Annotated in this window: 11 protein-coding genes and 2 pseudogenes; all 13 read right to left on the bottom strand. The window is 68.7% G+C overall.

Annotated elements, in window-relative coordinates; translation table 11 throughout:
• Nucleotides 1–2: 2 nt before the first annotated feature.
• Complete coding sequence (locus LYSCAS_RS03370; RefSeq protein ID WP_213435659.1) at nucleotides 3–407, bottom strand: anti-sigma regulatory factor; 405 nt, start codon at nucleotides 405–407, stop codon at nucleotides 3–5.
• Nucleotides 404–766 carry an STAS domain-containing protein gene (locus LYSCAS_RS03375; RefSeq protein ID WP_213435661.1) on the bottom strand — a complete coding sequence of 121 codons (363 nt, stop codon included), beginning with the start codon at nucleotides 764–766 and terminating at the stop codon, nucleotides 404–406. The genes LYSCAS_RS03370 and LYSCAS_RS03375 overlap by 4 nt, the downstream gene beginning before the upstream one ends.
• Before the next feature lies 1 nt (nucleotide 767).
• On the bottom strand, nucleotides 768–1,625 hold the full coding sequence (locus tag LYSCAS_RS03380; protein ID WP_213435663.1) for an STAS domain-containing protein: 858 nt from the start codon (nucleotides 1,623–1,625) through the stop codon (nucleotides 768–770).
• Between the two features lie 129 nt (nucleotides 1,626–1,754).
• Nucleotides 1,755–2,729, bottom strand: coding sequence for a UDP-glucose 4-epimerase GalE (gene galE / locus LYSCAS_RS03385; RefSeq protein WP_213435665.1), 975 nt, complete (start codon nucleotides 2,727–2,729; stop codon nucleotides 1,755–1,757).
• Between the two features lie 85 nt (nucleotides 2,730–2,814).
• Nucleotides 2,815–8,553: a putative Ig domain-containing protein gene (locus LYSCAS_RS03390; protein ID WP_455430086.1), complete on the bottom strand. Its 5,739-nt coding sequence runs from the start codon at nucleotides 8,551–8,553 to the stop codon at nucleotides 2,815–2,817.
• Nucleotides 8,554–8,556: 3 nt separating this feature from the next.
• A pseudogene (locus LYSCAS_RS16210) lies at nucleotides 8,557–9,585 on the bottom strand (putative Ig domain-containing protein); the annotation flags it as partial.
• Between the two features lie 24 nt (nucleotides 9,586–9,609).
• Nucleotides 9,610–10,782: pseudogene (locus tag LYSCAS_RS16215) on the bottom strand (putative Ig domain-containing protein); the annotation flags it as partial.
• A gap of 298 nt (nucleotides 10,783–11,080) precedes the next feature.
• Nucleotides 11,081–13,426: a prepilin-type N-terminal cleavage/methylation domain-containing protein gene (locus LYSCAS_RS03395; protein WP_213435669.1), complete on the bottom strand. Its 2,346-nt coding sequence runs from the start codon at nucleotides 13,424–13,426 to the stop codon at nucleotides 11,081–11,083.
• 12 nt (nucleotides 13,427–13,438) lie between these two features.
• Entirely contained in the window at nucleotides 13,439–15,205 is a 1,767-nt protein-coding gene (locus LYSCAS_RS03400; RefSeq protein ID WP_213435671.1) for a hypothetical protein, read from the bottom strand.
• Nucleotides 15,206–15,222: 17 nt separating this feature from the next.
• Complete coding sequence (locus tag LYSCAS_RS03405; protein WP_213435673.1) at nucleotides 15,223–15,849, bottom strand: prepilin-type N-terminal cleavage/methylation domain-containing protein; 627 nt, start codon at nucleotides 15,847–15,849, stop codon at nucleotides 15,223–15,225.
• Nucleotides 15,849–16,415: a GspH/FimT family pseudopilin gene (locus tag LYSCAS_RS03410; protein WP_213435675.1), complete on the bottom strand. Its 567-nt coding sequence runs from the start codon at nucleotides 16,413–16,415 to the stop codon at nucleotides 15,849–15,851. The genes LYSCAS_RS03405 and LYSCAS_RS03410 overlap by 1 nt, the downstream gene beginning before the upstream one ends.
• Before the next feature lie 187 nt (nucleotides 16,416–16,602).
• Nucleotides 16,603–17,751, bottom strand: coding sequence for a HupE/UreJ family protein (locus LYSCAS_RS03415; protein ID WP_213435677.1), 1,149 nt, complete (start codon nucleotides 17,749–17,751; stop codon nucleotides 16,603–16,605).
• Complete coding sequence (locus tag LYSCAS_RS03420) at nucleotides 17,709–18,878, bottom strand: tetratricopeptide repeat protein (protein ID WP_213435679.1); 1,170 nt, start codon at nucleotides 18,876–18,878, stop codon at nucleotides 17,709–17,711. The genes LYSCAS_RS03415 and LYSCAS_RS03420 overlap by 43 nt, the downstream gene beginning before the upstream one ends.
• Between the last annotated feature and the right edge of the window lies 1 nt (nucleotide 18,879).

The following is an 18,879-nucleotide window of genomic DNA, read 5'->3' on the forward strand; positions in this document are numbered from 1 at the left end:
GCTCACGTCCACTTCGTGATGGTGACGCGCGTGCCCATGCCCGGCGCGCTGTCGATCGCGAACTCGTCGACCAGCCGGCGCGAACCGGTCAGCCCGAGCCCGAGTCCGTTGCCGGAAGTCCAGCCATCGGTCATCGCGCGCTTCATGTCGGCGATGCCGGGGCCTTCGTCGCGGAACAGCAAGCGCAGTCCCGTGCGGAGGCCGTCTTCCAGCACGTCCCAGTCCATGTGCCCGCCGCCGCCGTAGATGACGGTGTTGCGCGCCAGTTCGCTCGCGGCGGTGATCAGCTTGGTCTGGTCCACCAGGCGCATGCGGCATTGCAGCGCCAGCTTGCGGACGGTCTGGCGGGCCAGGACGACGTCCTGCTCCACCGCGACCGCCTGCGTCCCGCTCTCGCGCACGTTCATGCCTGCTGCATTCGTTGGTGCAGCAGCGCCATGCCGCGCTCGACGTTCAACGCGGTCGCAACGCCCGGCAGCGTGAGCCCGAGTTCGACCAGCGTGATCGCCACCGCCGGCTGCATGCCGACGAGCACCGTCTCGGCGTCCATGATGTGCGACAGGCCGGAGATCGTGCTGATCATGCGGCCGATGAAGGAGTCGACGATCTCCAGCGCGGAGATGTCGATGAGCACGCCGCGGGCCGACGACTTGCGGATGCGCTCGGACAGGTCGTCCTGCAACGTCAGCGCGAGCTGGTCGTGCATGTCGACCTGGATGGTGACGAGCAGGAACTGCCCCATCTGGAGGATCGGGATGCGTTCCACGTCAGGAGGCCTTGACCACCGTCATGTTCAGTCGCTTCAAGGCCAGCGCCAGTGCATCGGCGAGGTTGGCCTTGGTCACGATGCCCTGCAGGTCCAGCCCGAGGTGCACGATGGTCTGCGCGATCTGCGGACGCACGCCGCTGATGATGCAGTCCGCGCCCATCAGGCGGATGGCGGTGACCGTCTTGAGCAGGTGCTGCGCGACCAGCGTGTCGACCGTCGGCACGCCGGTGATGTCGATGATCGCGATCTCCGAGCCGGTGTCGACGATCCGCTGCAGCAGCGATTCCATCACCACCTGGGTGCGCTGCGAATCCAGCGTGCCGATCATCGGCAGCGCCAGCACGCCGTCCCACAGCTTCACGACCGGGGTCGACAGCTCGAGCAGTTCTTCCTGCTGGCGGTTGATGATGTCCTCGCGCGTCTTCTGGAACGCGCGCACCGTGTGCATGCCCAGGGCATCGAGCATCTCGGACACGCCCACCAGCTGGTCGGCCAGCTGCGCGGGCGAATCGGCGTAGGCGCGCTGCAGTTCCTCGAACATCGGGCGCTTCAGCGAGAAGATGAAATTGGCGGTGTGCTGGGAATCGAAGCCCTGCTCGGCGCGCGTGCGCGACAGGCCATCGAGGAACGTGCGCGTGTCGGCCCAGTCCTTGCCGGTGATGTTGGTGGCATCGGCCGTGGCGGCGGTGCTCACCAGCAGGCGGAGGAATTCGCGCGTCTGGCGCGACAACTCATCGGCGGTGATGCGTGCGTCGCGCGTCGCGCCGCTCGTTTCCAGGCCCTGGCCCCAACGCGCCAGCAGGCTCTGTTCGTTCTTGGTGATCGCGTCGATCGTACGTTGCGGCAACACGGGCATTGAGGCGCTTCCAACAGGCAAGGCCTCACATCATGTGCCGACGCGAGCGGCAATGGAAGTATCTGATTTACAAAGACAAATCACGTGGTCTTCACATGTCGCCGCGTACTCGCGCGCATCGCGCGCGCATCAGAACGTCGGCGCGCGATGCCAGCGCAGTGCGCTTTCCAGGATCGGCGCAAGGGCGTTGTGCACCGGCGTCCATCCCAGCGCCGCGCGCGCAAGATCGCTGGCCGCCACGAGCACCGCCGGATCCCCTGCGCGCCGGGGTTGCACGCTGAAAGGGATCGCCTGCCCGCTCGCCGCCTCCGCCGCCGCGATGACTTCGCGCACCGAGAAGCCCGCGCCGTTGCCGAGGTTGAACGCGTGCGCGCCCGGATGCGCGTCCATGTAGTCGAGTGCGAGCGCGTGCGCCTGCGCCAGGTCGTCGACGTGCACGTAGTCGCGGATGCAGGTGCCATCCGGCGTCGGCCAGTCGTCGCCGAAGACCTGCAGCCCCGGCCCCGTGCCCAGCGCCGCGCGCAGCACGTTGGGGACCAGGTGCGTTTCCGGATGGTGCGATTCGCCGATGCTGGCATCGTCGCTGGCGCCGGCCGCGTTGAAGTAGCGCAGCGCCACCGAACGCAGGCCATGCGCCGCCGCGGCATCGGCGAGCAGGCGCTCGGCCATCGCCTTCGTGGCGCCGTAGGGATTGATGGGCTGCAGCGGATGGGTTTCGTCGATGCGGTCCGTCATCGGATGCCCGAACACCGCGGCCGTCGACGAGAACACCAGCCGCTCGACGCCATGCCGCCGCATCGCCTGCAGCAACGACAGCGTGCCGCCGACGTTGGATTCGTAGTACGCCAGCGGATCGGCCACCGATTCGGCGACGAGCGACTTGGCGCAGAAGTGCATGACCGCGTCGAAGCGATGGGCCGCGAAGGCGCGGTCGAGCGCGCTGGCATCGCGCAGGTCCGCTTCGATCAGCTCGCCCCACTGCACCGCGGCGCGATGCCCGGTGGAGAGGTTGTCGAGCACCGTGACGCGCGTGCCGCGCAGGGCGAGCCAGCGCGCCATGTGGCTGCCGATGTAACCCGCTCCGCCGCAGACGAGGATGTGCATGCGGGCAAGCATGCGGGGAGTCGCCCCAAAAAAACAGGCACGGGACGGATCCCGTGCCTGTCGCGTTGTCCCGCTGGCCGTGCCGTCAGAAGCCGGCGCGCAGCCCGAAGCGGAGGGTCTGGCCTTCGAAGTTGTCCAGCGCGCTGCCCGCGGTGCCGTATTCCAGCTGCAGGGTCACGCCGTGGAAGGCGGCCTCGACACCGAACGCCGCCAGCACCGCGCGATCGTCCACGCCCGGGCGGACCAGCAGGTACTGCGTGGCCGGACGGTCGACGTACGCCATCGCCTGGCTGACGTCGTCGCCGTTGCGCTGGCGCATCTCGATGCGCAGGCGCGGCGTCAGCGTGCCCCAGTCGAAGTGCAGGCCGTAGCCCAGCTCCGTGCCGAACACGAAGGACGTGGTGCGCGTGCGCAGCTGGCTGTACGACAGCGCCACTGCGTTCGGGCCCGCTTCCGCATAGCCGTCGAGCTGCGTGCTGGCGAACTCGTAACGCGCGTACGGGGCGAGCGTGGCGGCGCCGATGGTCCAGTCCGCCGCGATGCCGATGCCGCCGAACGTGGTGTCGCCATCGCGGTTGCCCAGCGCCGTGCCACCGGTGGTGGTGCGGCGGTTGTCCAGGTCGAGCGAGGACTTGCCGGCCACCACGTCGATGGCGATCGCGTCCTGCACCGGGATGCGGCCGTAGACCATCATCGCGCGGCTGTCGACGTCGCCGCGCACGCCCGAGGCGCGCGTCGCCGCATCCCAGCCCGAACCCAGCGCGACACCGAAGCGGCCCGTGCCGACGGCGACGTCGCCGCCGACGGTGAACGCGCCGAGGTACGAACTGCCATCGCGGTTGTAGTGCTGTTCGCGCGTGCCGGTCGCCCAGACCTGGATTCGGTCGTCGCAGGCGTCGTCGTTCGACGCCTCGCCTTCGCGCACGGTGCAGTTGGTCGGCGAGGACGCGAGGCGGCGGAACACGTGGCCCATCTGCAGCTCGCCGGCGCGGCGTGCGGCGTCCACCTGGCCCTGGATGCCATCGCTGACGCCCGGATCGCGCGTCGGATCGGCGCGCAGCGAATCGCCGATCAACAGCGTGACGGTGCGCGTGCCGAAGTTGCCGTTCGCATCGTCGCCGCGCACGGTGAACGTGTACGTGCCGGCCGCGGTGGGCGTGCCGGACAACACGCCGTTGCTGCCGAGCACCAGGCCCGGAGGCACCGCACCGGATGCCACGGTGTACGTCGCAGCGACGCCACCTGCGTTGAACGCCTGCGAGTAAGGCGCGCCGGCGTTGCCGTTCGGCAGCGTGCCCGGGTTGATGGTCAGCGACTGCGCGCCGGCCACGACGAGCGTGTAGGCCTGGGTGCCGGAGTTGCCGTTCGCATCGGTGACGCCGACGGTGAGGGTGTACGACCCCGACGTCGTCGGCGTGCCCGACAACGCACCGGCGCTCGTGAGCGTCAGGCCCGACGGCAGCGCACCACTGGTGATCGTGTACGCGTAGGTGGGCGTGCCGCCGGTCGCGGTGATCGCCTGCGTGTACGGCGCACCGTTGGTGCCGGCCGGCAGCGTCGCCGGCGTGATGGCCAGGTTGGTCGCACCCGCGATCGCCACCGTGTAGGCCTGCGAACCGAAGTTGCCGTTGGCATCGGTGACCGACACGGTGAACGTGGAGGTGCCCGCGACGCTCGGCGTGCCCGACAGCGCACCGCCCGAAGCGAGCGACAGGCCCGTCGGCAGCGTGCCGCTGGAGACGACGTAGGTGTACGGACCCGTGCCACCGACCGCCGCCATCGACTGCGCGTACGCCGTGCCGTTGGTGCCGTTGGGCAGCGTGGGCGGCGTGACCGTCAGCGTGTTGGCGCCGGCGATCGCGACGGTGTACGCCTGCGAACCGAAGTTGCCGTTCGCATCGGTGACCGACACGGTGAACGTGGAGGAGCCCGACACCGTCGGCGTGCCCGTGAGCGCACCGCCCGAAGCGAGCGACAGGCCGGTCGGCAGCGTGCCACTGGAGACGACGTAGGTGTACGGACCCGTGCCACCGATCGCCGCCATCGACTGCGCGTACGCGGTGCCGTTGGTGCCGTTGGGCAGCGTGGGCGGCGTGACCGTCAGCGTGTTGGCACCGGCGACCGTTACCGAGTAGGTCTGCGAGCCGAAGTCGCCGTTGGCGTCGATCACCGACACGGTGAACGTGTAGGTGCCAGCAACCGTCGGCGTGCCAGTGAGATCACCGGTCGAAGACAAACTCACACCGGTCGGCAACGCACCACTCGACACCGAGTAGGTGTAAGGCGCGGTGCCACCGGAAGTCGTCAGCGTCTGGTTGTACGCGGTGCCATTCGTTGCGGCCGGCAGCGTCGACGGGGAGATCGTCAGCGCATTCGCGCCAGCAACCGTGACCGAGTACGTCTGGGAACCGAAGTCACCGTTCGCATCGATCACCGACACGGTGAGGGTGTAGGTGCCGGCGGTCGTCGGCGTGCCCGTGATGTCACCGGTCGACGAAAGCACCAGGCCGGTCGGGAGCGAGCCGCTCGACACCGCGTAGGTGTAAGGCGCGGTGCCACCGGAAGTCGTCAGCGTCTGGGTGTACGCGGTGCCATTAGTTGCGGACGGCAGCGTCGACGGGGAGATCGTCAGCGCATTCGCGCCGGCAACCGTCACCGAATACGTCTGCGAACCGAAGTCGCCGTTGGCGTCGATGACCGACACGGTGAAGGTGTAGGTGCCGGCGGTCGTCGGCGTGCCGGTGATGCCACCCGTCGACGACAGCGCCAGGCCGGTCGGGAGCGAGCCGCTCGACACCGAGTAGGTGTAGGGCGCGGTGCCACCGGCGGTCGTCAGCGTCTGGTTGTACGCAGTGCCGTTCGTTGCGGCGGGCAGCGTTGCGGGCGAGATCGTCAGCGCATTCGCGCCAGCAACCGTGACCGAGTACGTCTGGGAACCGAAGTCACCGTTCGCATCGATCACCGACACGGTGAAGGTGTAGGTGCCAGCCACCGTCGGCGTGCCGGTGAGAACACCGGTTGAGGACAGCGTGACACCGGTCGGCAGCGAGCCGCTCGACACCGAGTAGGTGTAAGGAGCAGTGCCGCCCGAGGTCGTCAGCGTTTCGTTATAAGCCGAACCATTCGTTGCGGCAGGCAGTGTCGACGGCGAGATCGTCAGCGCATTCGCACCGGCAACCGTCACCGAGTAGGTCTGCGAGCCGAAGTCGCCGTTGGCGTCGATCACCGAGACAGTGAACGTGTAGGTGCCGGCGGTCGTCGGCGTGCCGGTGAGATCACCGGTCGAGGACAACGTCACACCGGTCGGCAACGAACCACTCGACACCGAGTAGCTGTACGGAGCGGTGCCGCCCGAAGCGGTCAGCGTTTCGTTGTAAGCCGAACCATTCGTTGCGCCAGGCAGCGTAGCCGGAGCGATCGTGAGGGCGTTCGCGCCAGCAACCGTGACCGAGTACGTCTGGGATCCGAAGTCGCCGTTCGCATCGATCACCGACACGGTGAACGTGTAGGTGCCGGCGGTCGTCGGCGTGCCGGTGAGATCACCGGTCGAGGACAGCGTGACGCCAGTCGGCAGCGAACCGCTCGACACCGAGTAGCTGTAAGGAGCAGTTCCGCCCGAAGCGGTCAGCGTTTCGTTGTACGCCGAACCGTTGGTGCCAGCCGGCAGCGTCGACGGGGAGATGGTCAGCGCATTCGCGCCGGCAACCGTGACCGAGTACGTCTGGGATCCGAAGTCGCCGTTCGCATCGATCACCGACACGGTGAACGTGTAGGTGCCGGCGGTCGTCGGCGTGCCGATGAGATCACCGGTCGAAGACAGCGTGACGCCCGTCGGCAGCGATCCGCTCGACACCGAGTAGGTGTAAGGAGCCGTGCCGCCCGAGGTCGTCAGCGTTTCGTTGTAAGCCGAACCATTCGTTGCGGCCGGCAGCGTCGCCGGCGAGATCGTCAGTGCATTCGCGCCGGCAACCGTCACCGAATACGTCTGCGAACCGAAGTCGCCGTTGGCGTCGATCACCGACACGGTGAAGGTGTAGGTGCCGGCGGTCGCCGGCGTGCCGGTCAGATCACCGGTCGAAGACAAAGTCACGCCGGTCGGCAACGAACCACTCGACACCGAGTAGGTGTAAGGCGCGGTGCCACCGGAAGTCGTAAGCGTCTGGTTGTACGGGGTGCCATTCGTTGCGGCCGGCAGCGTCGACGGGGAAATCGTCAGCGCATTCGCGCCGGCAACCGTCACCGAATACGTCTGCGAGCCAAAGTCACCATTCGCATCGATCACCGACACGGTGAAGGTGTAGGTGCCGGCAACCGTCGGCGTACCGGTCAGATCACCGGTCGAGGACAGCGTGACGCCAGTCGGCAGCGAACCGCTCGACACGGAGTAGCTGTAAGGACCAGTCCCGCCCGAAGCCGTCAGCGTTTCGTTGTAAGCCGAACCATTCGTCCCCGCCGGCAGCGTCGCAGGCGAGATCGCCAGCACGTCCGCGCCGGCGATCGACACGGTGTAGCTGCGCGAACCGAAGTCGCCATTCGCATCCGTGCCGGTGACGGTGAAGGTGTAGCTGCCAGCGATCGTGGGCGTGCCCGAGAGCAGGCCCGCCGAATCCAGCGCCAGGCCCGCCGGCAATGCGCCGCTGGTGACGGCGAAGGTGTAAGGCGCGGTGCCGCCGGATTCGACCAGCGACGCCGAGTACGCGGTGCCGTTCGTGCCGCCCGGCAGCGTCGCCGGATCGATCGACAGCGTCGCGGCGCCGGCGACGGCGACGGTGAACGCCTGCGTGCCGAAGTCGCCGTTGGCGTCGATGACCTGGATGGTGAAGGTGTACGTGCCCGCCGTCGTCGGCGTGCCGGTGATGCCGCCGGTCGGCGACAGCGTGAGGCCGGCCGGCAGCGCACCGCTCGACACCGAATAGGTGTACGGGCCCGTGCCGCCGGTCGCGTTCAAGGCTTCGTTGTAGCTGGTGCCGTTCGTCGCGGCCGGCAGCGTGGTCGGCGACACCGACAGCGTGTTCGCGCCCGCGATCGTGACGGTGTACGCCTGCGACCCGAAATCGCCGTTCGCATCGACCACCGACACGGTGAACGTGGACGTGCCCGCGACCGTCGGCGTGCCGGACAGCGCGCCCCCCGCGGCGAGCGTGAGGCCGGTCGGCAACGCACCGGCAGACACCGTGTACGCGTACGGGCCGGTGCCACCGGTGGCGGCCATCGACTGCGCGTAGGCGGTGCCGTTGGTGCCGTTCGGCAGCGTGGGCGGCGTGACCGTCAGCGCGTTCGCACCCGCGACCGTCACGGTGAACGCCTGCGTGCCGAAGTTGCCGTTGGCGTCGACCACCGACACGGTGAACGTGTACGTGCCCGCGACCGTCGGCGTGCCGGTGATGTCACCGGTCGAAGACAACGTCATGCCGGCCGGCAGCGCACCGCTCGACACCGCGTAGGTGTACGGGCCGGTACCGCCAGTGGCGTTCAACGTTTCGTTGTAGCTCGTGCCGTTCGTCGCGGCCGGCAGCGTCGTCGGCGAGACGGACAACGTGTTCGCACCGGCGATCGCGACGGTGTACGCCTGCGTGCCGTAGTTGCCGAGCGCATCCGTGCCGGTGATGGTGAAGGTGGACGTGCCCGCGACGGTCGGCGTGCCGGAGAGCGCGCCGTTCGACGCGAGCACCAGGCCGGCCGGCAGCGCACCCGCGGTGACCGCGTACGTGTACGGCGCGGTGCCGCCGGTCGCAGTGATGGTCTGCGCGTACGCCGATCCGTTCGTGCCGCCCGGCAGCGAGGCCGGCGCGAGGGTGAGCGTGGCCGCGCCACCGACGACGATGCTGTAGGACTGGGTGCCGAAGTTGCCGTTCGCGTCGACCACCGACACGGTGAACGAGTACGTGCCCGCCACCGTCGGCGTGCCGCTGACGACACCGGCGGCGGAAACCGTCATGCCCGCGGGCAGCGCACCGCTCGACACCGAGTACGTGTACGGCGCCGTGCCGCCCGTCGCGCTGAGCGACTGGCTGTACGCGGCCCCGTTGGCGGCGGCCGGCAACGTCGCCGGCGAAATCGACAACGTGTTGGCCCCGGCGATCGCGACGGTGTAGCTGCGCGCGCCGAAGTTGCCGTTCGCGTCGGTGCCGGTGACGGTGAAGGTGTAGGAACCCGCGATCGTCGGGGTGCCCGAGAGCACGCCAGTGGACGAAAGCGTCAACCCGTTCGGCAACGCACCCGCGGTGACGGCGAAGCTGTAAGGCGCGGTGCCGCCCGTTGCGGTGATGTTCTGCGAATAGGCGGAGCCGTTCGTACCACCAGGCAGCGTCGCCGGATTGATCGTCAGCGTCGAGGCGCCCGCGACAACCACGGTGTAGCTGCGCGAACCGAAGTTACCGTTCGCATCCGAGCCGGTGACGGTGAACGTGAACGAGCCGGCTGCAGTCGGCGTTCCAGAGAGCACGCCGGCCGACGTCAGCGTCAAACCCGTCGGCAGCGAACCCGCCGTGACGGCGAAGGTGTAAGGGGCAGTGCCGCCCGTTGCAGTGATGTTCTGCGAGTACGCAGATCCATTCGTGCCACCAGGCAGCGTTGCGGGATTGATCGTCAGCGTCGAGGCGCCCGCGACAACCACGGTGTAGCTGCGCGAACCGAAGTTACCGTTCGCATCCGAGCCGGTGACGGTGAACGTGTACGAGCCAGCTGCAGTGGGCGTTCCCGAGAGCACGCCACCGGACGTCAGCGTCAAACCCGTCGGCAGCGAACCCGCGGTGACAGCAAACGTGTAAGGCGCGGTGCCGCCAGTCGCAGTGATGTTCTGCGAATACGCGGAACCATTCGTGCCACCCGGCAACGTCGCCGGATTGACCGTCAGCGTCGAAGCACCCGCGACGACCACCGTGTAGCTGCGCGTACCGAAGTTACCGTTCGCATCCGTGCCGGTGACGGTGAAGGTGTACGAGCCCGCAACCGTCGGCGTGCCCGAGAGCACGCCACCGGACGTCAGCGCCAAACCCGTCGGCAGCGAACCCGCGGTGACTGCGAACGTGTAAGGCGCGGTGCCACCGGTCGCCGTGATGTTCTGCGAATACGCCGTGCCGTTCGTGCCACCCGGCAGCGTCGCCGGATTGACCGTCAGCGTGGCGCTGCCGGCGATGGCCACGGTGTACGCACGCGTGCCGGTGTTGCCGACGTTGTCGGTGCCGCGCACGGTGAAGTTGTAGGTGCCCGCGACCGTCGGCGTGCCGGTGATCGCGCCGCTCGCCGACAGGGCCAGGCCCGTCGGCAGCGTGCCCGCGGAGAGCGCGAAGGTGTACGGCGCGGTGCCGCCGCTCGCGGAGACCGTCTGGCTGTACGCAACGGTGGTCGTGCCGTTGGGCAGCGTCGCCGGCGCGACGGTGATCGTCGCGGCCGGGGCGATGGTGACGGTGAACGTGCCCACGCCCGTGCGCGCGCCCACGTCGGTGACGTAGATGCTGAAGGTGTAGGTGCCGGCGGTGGTCGGCGTGCCGGTGAGCGCGCCGGTCGCGGTGTTCAACACCACGCCGGGCGGCAAGGTGCCGGAGGTCAGCGCGTACACGTACGGCGAAACGCCGCCGCTCGCCGTGACCGCGCCCGCGTACGACACACCGACGACGCCGTTGGGCGGCGTGCCCGCGACGGTGACGGCGCAGCTGCCGGTCGGCGACGTCGTGACGTTGACCGAATGCGCGTTGCCGGCGGTGAAGTCGGCGACCGTCGGCGTGGCCTGGTTCGTCGAGATGCGCAGGCCGATGCCGGCGTAGTTGCCGTTGTTCTCGCACGTGGTGCCGGTGACCAGCCCGGTCGGCGACACGGTGATGCCCTGGGGCAACGTGCCGCTCAGCTGGCTGAAGTTGTAGGTGCCGACATACCCGGACGGCCCGCTCGGGGCGATCTGGTAGGAGTACGGGAGACCACGCTGGATCTGGCTCCAGTTTGTCTCGACGGTGATGCCGTTGACGGTCTTGTTGTTCGCGTTAGCAGGCGCAGCGATGAGTGCCGCGAGCACCACAAGCGTGGCGCCCATCGCACGGATGAGACGGCTGAACATGGACTTCCCCCGAGTAAAACCCTGCACTCCCCGGGTTCTTCACAATCCGTGTACAGCCCCCTGTGCGAGGCGGACTGTGACAGACCAACTCATCCGTAGCAAACCCCCGTCACAGAACGAGGCTTCTCTCATTGACGAATGGGTGTTTTGTTGACGGGTCGCGTCTGTGACTGACGTCGCACGTCACCTGTTGACCTGCGGTGGCAAGTCCGAGCGCGTGTTCGCGTCGCCCCGCTGCGACCCGTTGCGCGAACGCGCGACGCGATCGGGGGATCGCGACGCGCGCATGCGTTCGCACTTACGGCAAGGTCCAGGGCTTGTTCCAGACCACGTTGCTGATCTTGTTGCCGCCGCCATTGGTCGTGCAGCTGGAGATCGTCGCGTAGACCGGGCTGCCCGTCTGTTCGGTCAGGCCCACCAGGACCAGGCCGCCCTGCGGGATCGCGCTGAAGGTGATCGTGGTCGACTCGGTGATCTTGCCGTCGTTCAACGGCAGGCCGATCGTGCCGGCCACCGCGTTGACGCTCGCCGATGACACCACGTAGTTGTGGAAGGTCGGCACCGCGAGCGTGTCGGTGGCCGAACGCGTGCCGCAGGTCGCCGTGACGGACTGCGACGTCGTGTTCTCGTACCAGTAGTTCGACACGCGCACCGTGCCCGACTGCGGCAACACGGTCCCGGAACTGGTCACGCAATGGTGGTCGGCGCCCGCGGGCTTGAGGCATTCGCGATCCGTGTCGGTGCCCAGGGTGAAGAACACGAACGGCGTGCCGGAACCGCCGGTCACGCGCACGTCGAACGTCGCGCCGGACGGTCCGCCGCCCACGGTGAAGGGTTGCTGGTCGGCGTAGGTCTGCGTGTCGTCGTTGGGATCCACGCCGGCGATGTTGGCCTGCACGGAGTTCACCGCCGCGCCGGAGTTGGACCGGCGGATGCTGGCCAGGTTGTTCGCCGCGCCGTTCGCCTTGCCGATGGTGCGGCCGCCCGAGGGTTGCGCGGGCGTGGTCGACAGCAGGTTGCCGCTGTTGATCGTCAGGATGGCCGTGTTGCTGGCCGTCCATTTCGCGATCTCGGTGAGGTTGGCGGTGACGAAGGGCAAGTGCGGCATGACGCAGTCTTCGGCGGCCGTGCCGGTGGGGCACTCGCCGCGCGTGCCGGTGTCGGCCAGCGCCTTGGTCAACGCATCGCGCGCCTTCTGCTCCAGGTGGTCGACGTACAACGCACGGCCATGCATGTAGCGGTAGTCGGTGTTCGACGCGGTGGGGATCGCGACCACCGTCGGCACGTCGAACGCGGTGTTCGCCGTGAACGCGGCCTGCGCATCGGTGGGCGGCAAGCCGGAGCTGCCGGTGTACTGCGCGAGGAAACTCTTGACGAAGTTCGTGTACAGGTTGACCGCTGCGGTCGTCGGCACGCCGGTCTTCGCGGTTTCACCCGACACCGTTTCGGTTTCCAGCAACCCGAACTGCCGCGCGTACAGGTCCGACGCCGTGCGCCAGAAGCCATCGATGCGCACGAGCCGGCACGAGTCCACGTAGTCGCCGTTGTTGGTGTTGTTGACGATCACCAGCGCGTTGGAATTGTTGAGGTCGTACTTCGCCACCGAGCCATCGTCGCGTTCGGGGTCGAACTTCACGTCGGTGGTCGACGTCGTGTCGTGGTGGTCGCGGCAGCACTCCTGGCACAGCGCGCTCTGGTCCACGCCGTTCTTCGGGCCCGAGGCGAGCGATTGGCCGGGCGCGGCGGCCGCGGTGTCGGGCACGTGCACGTCGTAGCGGTCGCCCGTCCAGATGGCCGGCCACTGCGCGGTGCGGAAGATCTCCGGCAGGTTGTTGCCGCCCGCGCCGTACTTGCACTTGCACTTGACCACTTCGTTCTCGAAGCGCTTCTGCACGACCACCGAGCTTGCGAACGGCGGCGTGTAGTTGAGCACCGTGAAGCGCGTGCCGATGATCTGGTTGCCGGTCTGGCCCACCAGTTCGGGCACCGGGTTGGTCGTGGCGCTGGTGGATTCGGTGCTCAGGGCGATCGGGATGACGCCCGCGGTCGCCGGATCGCGCGTGCGCACGATCGGCCCCGTGCCGCCGACGCCGATCGGATCGGGCGGCACGATGATGTTGTTGGTCAGCGCCATCGCGCTGACGTCGGAGGTGATCGCCATCGAATGCGCGCCGTTGGTCGCATCGGTCCACGCCGCGGTGAGCGTGATGCGCTTGAACTGCGCGACGCGCGGATCCTGCGAACCCAGCGCCGGCGCCGGGGTGGCGAACGTCGATGCGCCGTACCAGGTGTCGACGCGCTGCGTCGTGGTGAGGCTGCCGAGCGCGGCCTGCGCGCGCGTGCAGTCGATCCAGTCGGTGGCGTCGGGCGTTGCGGGATCGCAGTCGCCGGTGGTGCTGGTGACCGGCGTCGCCGCGCCTTCCGGCGTCAGCCCGCCGTAACCGCCGCTGCGCAGTTCATCCATGCGCCCCGCCAGCATGGCGGCGACGCGGCCACGCACCTTCGCTTCGGACGATGCGCGCGAGAGGCTGCCTTGCAGCGCGGCCAGCGCGAGCAGGCCGACGGACAACACGACGATCGCGATCAGCACTTCGAGCAGGCTGAAGCCTTCGGAGTCGTGGCGACGCAGGATGCGGTGCTTCATGGCGTCCTCCACTCAGTACGAACGCTGGTCGGACCAGGCGCCCGGCAGCGTTGCGTACACCAGTCCGGCTTCGTCGATCACGCCGCGCAGCACGGTGCCGTCGTAGATCACCGCCGCGGTGCCGTTGACCTTCATCTGTCCCTGCAGCACGAGCGCACCGTAGATGGCGGAACCTGCGTTCATCTGCAGCATGCAGTTGCTCGGGCAGTTGCCGCTCAGGCTGCTGCCGGTCACGGGATTGAGCGTGCTGGCGGTCTCGCGGATGAAGACGAAGCCGAAGATCACGCCGTGGATCTGCACGGGCCCATCGAGGATCAGCAACACGGGCGCGTTGGGCGTACCGACCTGGCCATTGGGGATGTCGCAGCCGCCGGGCGCGCCGGCCTGGCACCAGATCACGCCGCTGCTGTTTTCATCCGACAGCATCGCGGACGTGGCCTGCTGCCCCACCTTCAGCAACGGGACGTTCGATGCCTTCGCGATGATGTGGTCGGCGATCTTGTACAGGTACGCCTCGTCGGGCCCCACGGTGGCGATGGCGGTGGCGTTGTCGGGATTCTGGTAGACGACCGAAGCGGCCTTGGTTTCGGCGAAGCAATCGTTGTCGGTGTCGGTCCAGGCCTGCACGCCGAACACGTAGCGGAACATGTCGGGCGGGAATTCGCAGGTCGGGAAGGACTGCGCGTCGGAGCGCACGTTGTAGTTCGTGCCCGTATGGCCACCGGTGTTGTATCCGGTGGTGGAGTTGGTGCCCGTCTCGACGTCCAGCACGTCGATGCCTTCGCAGTCCGAGCTCGGGCCCGTGCAGCGGTTGACGCCGCTGGTATCGAAGCTCAGGGTCTTCGGCGCGCCGTTCGCATCGCACTTGCAGTCGTCGCAGCGGATGGTCGACTGGTACACCGTCGGCGTGTGGTTGCCTTGCGTGTAGCGGAAGAATTCGTCGGCGTAGCAGGTGTTGGGCGTGCCGTGCTTGTCCACGTCGTGGCGCGTCCACACGGACACGGGCACGCCGGGGCCGCCGGCGTTGGGATTGGTCACGATCTCCAGGCCGCCGGTGACATCCGACGAGCCGCTGGTGGTGATCGGGGGCTTGGTGAGCAGGTCGTCGCCGATCTTCGGGTACTGGCCCACGGTCTGCACCAGCGTGCTGCTCGCGTTCTCGCCCTGCATGCGCGCCACGCTCACGAAGGTGGCGATGCTGGTGCTGCTGGCGCCCACGTTGCCGCATGGGATGCCGGTCGCGCCCGCATTGGCGGGCCGCGTGGCGAAGCACACCACCGGCGCCACGCCATACGACACGACGGCGCCGTTGGCCATCGACGCGATCTTCGAACTCGCCGGCATCGGCAGCATGTAGCGCGACAGCGCGCTGTCGATGCCGGTGATGACGTTCGTGGTGTCGGCGCGCAGGCGGAACATCTGCGCGCGGCGCGAGACGGGCGCGGTGTCCGGGTCGCCGTCGTCGTCGAACGTCGCGGCGCTGACGGCGCCGCACGGGAAGGTGTTGTCGTTGGCGGCGCAGCGCTCCCACAACGCCGCGTTCTTCAGCATCGCCGCGTGTTGCCGCGTGAGGTATTCGAAGCCCTGCGCCAGGCCGGCCTCGGCGACTTCGCCCACCACTTTCGCGCGCACGTCGTTGCCGGTGCTGCGCTGTTCGATCACGCCGGCCTTCAGCGCGATCACCGTCAGCAGGCCCGCGAGCAACAGCAGCACCAGCGCGACGAGCAGGATGCTGCCCGAGGGCCGTTGCGGCATCACGCGGCGTTCGAAAGTACGCATGGCAGGCTCCTGCAACATCAGATGCCCGCGCCGACCGACCGCACGTACACCGTGCTGGTCATCGTGCGCGTGGTGGCCACCAGGTCCGGGTCGTTGTCGATCAGGCGGCCGGTGACGGTGACGGTGAACTGGCGCGCGACGGTTTCGTCGGTCGCGAGCGGCGGCGTGTTGCTGGTGGTCGTCGGCGAGAACGTCATCGACGTGATCTCGACCTGGCGCGAGCCGATGATTTCGCCGGCGGCGGACGTGCAGTCGCCGGCGGTGGGGCGATCGGCGAAGGCCTGCAACCGCACGCGTCCGCCGTTGAGCTTCATCAGGTGCCAGCGTCCGCCGGCCGCGCCGTCGTACGCGTAGATGATGCAACCCGCCGTGGCGGTGCTGATCGCACCGATGGGGTTGGCACCGAGCACCGCCGAGGACAGCGGATCATCCACCGAGCGCGCGCGCCGCACGTCGGCGGCGACGACGGCCAGCGTGGCGCGCAGTTCCTGGTTGAGGCGCGTGGCCTGCAGCGTCAGCCGGTTCGACTTGATGATCGCCAGCACGAGCGCGAGCACCGCGCCGGCCACGAGCAGGCTGAGCACCAGCGCGACCATCAGCTCGATCATGCTGAAGCCGCGCACGTTGCGGGGGAAGGCGCGCATCAACATACGGCGACCCCCGTCATCGTCGGCTTGTCGGGCTTCGTGCACGCCCGCGCCTGGCCGAGCGCGTTGACCTCGACGGTGACTTCGTACTTGCCCGAGGACGACACGAGCGGGATCTCGCGCGAGCCCAGCGGCACGATCATCCCCAGCGTGCTGTTGAACGTGAGCGACGCGGGCAATGCGCCGATGCTGACGCCGCGATAGTCGGCGCTGTCCACCGCCATGCGCTGGCCCGAGATGCGGCACTGGGCCGCGTCGCTGCAATCGCAATCCGTGGCGCCGCCCGCGGAATTGCCGCCGGTGGGCGCGGTGGCCGCGTTGCCGCCGATGCACCAGGTGGTGCCCGAGCCCGTGGCGGCGATGCTCACGTCGAGGTCGTTCTTGACGCCTTCGGCGCGCGCGTTGCTGATCATGCTCGCAATGTCTTCGGCCGCGCCGCGCACGCGGTGGCGATCGAAGAAGTCGAAGAACGACGGCACCGCCAGGATCACCAGGATGATGAGCACGGCGATCACCGCCATCAGCTCGATGAGCGTTACGCCGGAAGAATGCTTCGGACGCATGCGGGTTGCCTCGGTGCGCGCAGGGGATCGCGCATGGGGATTACTACGCCGACCGGCGCGCGATACGGGCATGGGACGGACGGGCGGGCTCGCCGGCCGGACGAGCGCGGATGCGTTTGCGCCGGCGGATGCGCCGCGCGCCGTTGGAACGAAACATGCGTGCGTTATTGCTGAGCTTCCGCGTGCGTCAGCTGAATGCGGCGAGCCGCTGCACGCACCACATGCCGGCGATGGCCGCGATCCCCAGCGACATCGCGGGCATCAAGGCGCGTGCGTAGATCGCGCGATGGCGCAGCGCGAACAACAGCGGCAGCACGAGCGCGACGACGGCGAGTTGTCCGATTTCCACGCCGAGGTTGAAGCCCACCAGCGATGCCAGCCGCGCGCCGGTCGGCAGGCCGAGTTCGGTGAGCGCGCCGGCGAAGCCGAACCCGTGAATGAGTCCGAAGCCGAACGCGATCGTCCACAGCCGCCGCGTGGCGACGGGGCGCAGGTTGTTGAGCGCGGCAAGCAGCACGCTCGCGGCGATCGCCGCTTCGATCCAGCGCGACGCGGGCACCACCCATCCGAGCGCGGCGAGGCTCAAGGTGAGCGAATGCGCGAGGGTGAACGCGGTGACCACCGCCATCGTGCCGGCGAGGCTGTCGCGCAGGCCGGTGCCGGGGCGCCACGCCTTGCCGTTCCACACCAGCGCGGCAGGCAACAGCAGCGAGAGCAGGAACGCGAGATGGTCGTAACCGGTGAGGATGTGGTGGATGCCTTCGCGCAGGAACGCGAGGAACGATCCGTTGGCGGGATCGCCGAGCACCACCTGGCGCTGCGATGTCGTCACGACGGTGTTCGTCACCTGCGCGCCTTCGCGATAGGTGACCAGCGCGCGATGGCGTGCGTCGCGATCGAACAGCAGGCGGTAGTCGACGGTGACGGCGCCGCTGCCGGGGCAATCGAGGGTGAAGGGCATCGCGATGTAGGCGGCTTCGTCGTAGCGGCGCAGGGCGACGGATGCGAATTGCGGCGTGCACCGGCCTGCGCGCGTGTGGAAGACGACGTTGGCCTGCAGCAGTTGGCGCAACGCGGCTTCGCTGCCCTGCACTTCGCCCCAGGTCACGATCTCGTCGTGGTTGGCGTCCAGCGCGAGCGTGAGCGCGAGGTCGCGGACGGAGACGTCGATCTCGGCGCGCGTGGGGCCTCGTGCCGGCTTTTCGACATCGACGTAGGCCACGGACAGCGAGTGCGCACGTGCCGGCGACGCCAGCGCGCACAGCAGCAATGCACCCGCGAGCAGGCGACGCATCATCGCGGCACCGCGATCGGCAACGATTGCGCTGCCGCCCATTGGCGCAGCGGCACGAGCGCTTCGGGTTGGCGTGCGGCCGTCGCGGTCCGCAGCAGCAGGTCGACGTCTTCCCAGTCGCGCTGGGTGGCGAAGTTGCGCTGCGCCAACGCCAACGCGCCGGCGGGATCATGCTGCGCCAGCTTGAACTCGGCCTCGTCGCGCAATTCCGGCTGCACCCCGATCGCATGCGCACGCGCGAAGCGATCCGCGAGCATGCGCGTCATCGCGGCCGCGCGTGGATCGTTCGACGCCGTCGCGGACAGGGCTTGCTGCAAGGCCAGCGTTTCGGTGGCCGGCGCGGTGCCGACGAGTGCAACGACTTCGCGATGCCGCCCCGATGCCCGCAGGTAGCGCGCGTACGCCGAGCGTGTTCGTACATCCCCGGGCGACAGGACCAGCGCCTTGCGGAACCAGGCATCCGCGGCCGGATCGCGTGCCCGCGCCGCGATCTCGCCGCGCATGACCAGCACGTAGCGCAACGTGCCCGCATCGGTGGAAGGCTGCGCCAGCCATTGATCGGCCGCGTTGGCGGCCTGCGCAAGATCGCCGCGTCGCAACGCGACCGACGCGATGCACAACATCCCGTCCTGCGCATCGATGCCGAGCACCAGCGTCGCGCAATCGCGGCGGGCGAGATCCAGCCGACCCTGGACGAGATGGAGTTGCGCGAGCGCCAGGCGTGTCTCGCCGTCGCGTGGCGCACGTGCCGCAACGGCATCGAGCATGCGCGCGGCGTCGGAAAAGGCATGTCGGTGTTGCGCGGCGAAGGCCCGCAAGCGCAGCACGTCGAGATGGTTGGCGTCGGCCCGCGTGGTGGGGAGCAGCGATTCGGCACGCGTCGCAAGCCGCGCATCCCCCGTCGCCGCCGCCGCGGACAACAACGCGGCCGCCTGCACGACGGGCGGTTGCTGCTTCGCGGATTCGAGCGCCGCATAGCCACGCGGCAGGCGCTCGACGATGGTGGCCGCCGCGTTCGGCCGTTCCAGTGGCGGGCGCTGCGCGAACGCGTTGGACGCGAACGCGCAGCACAGGACGACGACCACCGGTTGCAGCCCCCGCTGCACCAGGGCCCGCCACGGCCGGCGGACTGCACGCACCCCGCCGGCCATGTCGTCTTCCCGGAGCATC

It is taken from the genome of Noviluteimonas caseinilytica, assembly GCF_018406605.1.
GTDB lineage: Bacteria > Pseudomonadota > Gammaproteobacteria > Xanthomonadales > Xanthomonadaceae > Noviluteimonas > Noviluteimonas caseinilytica.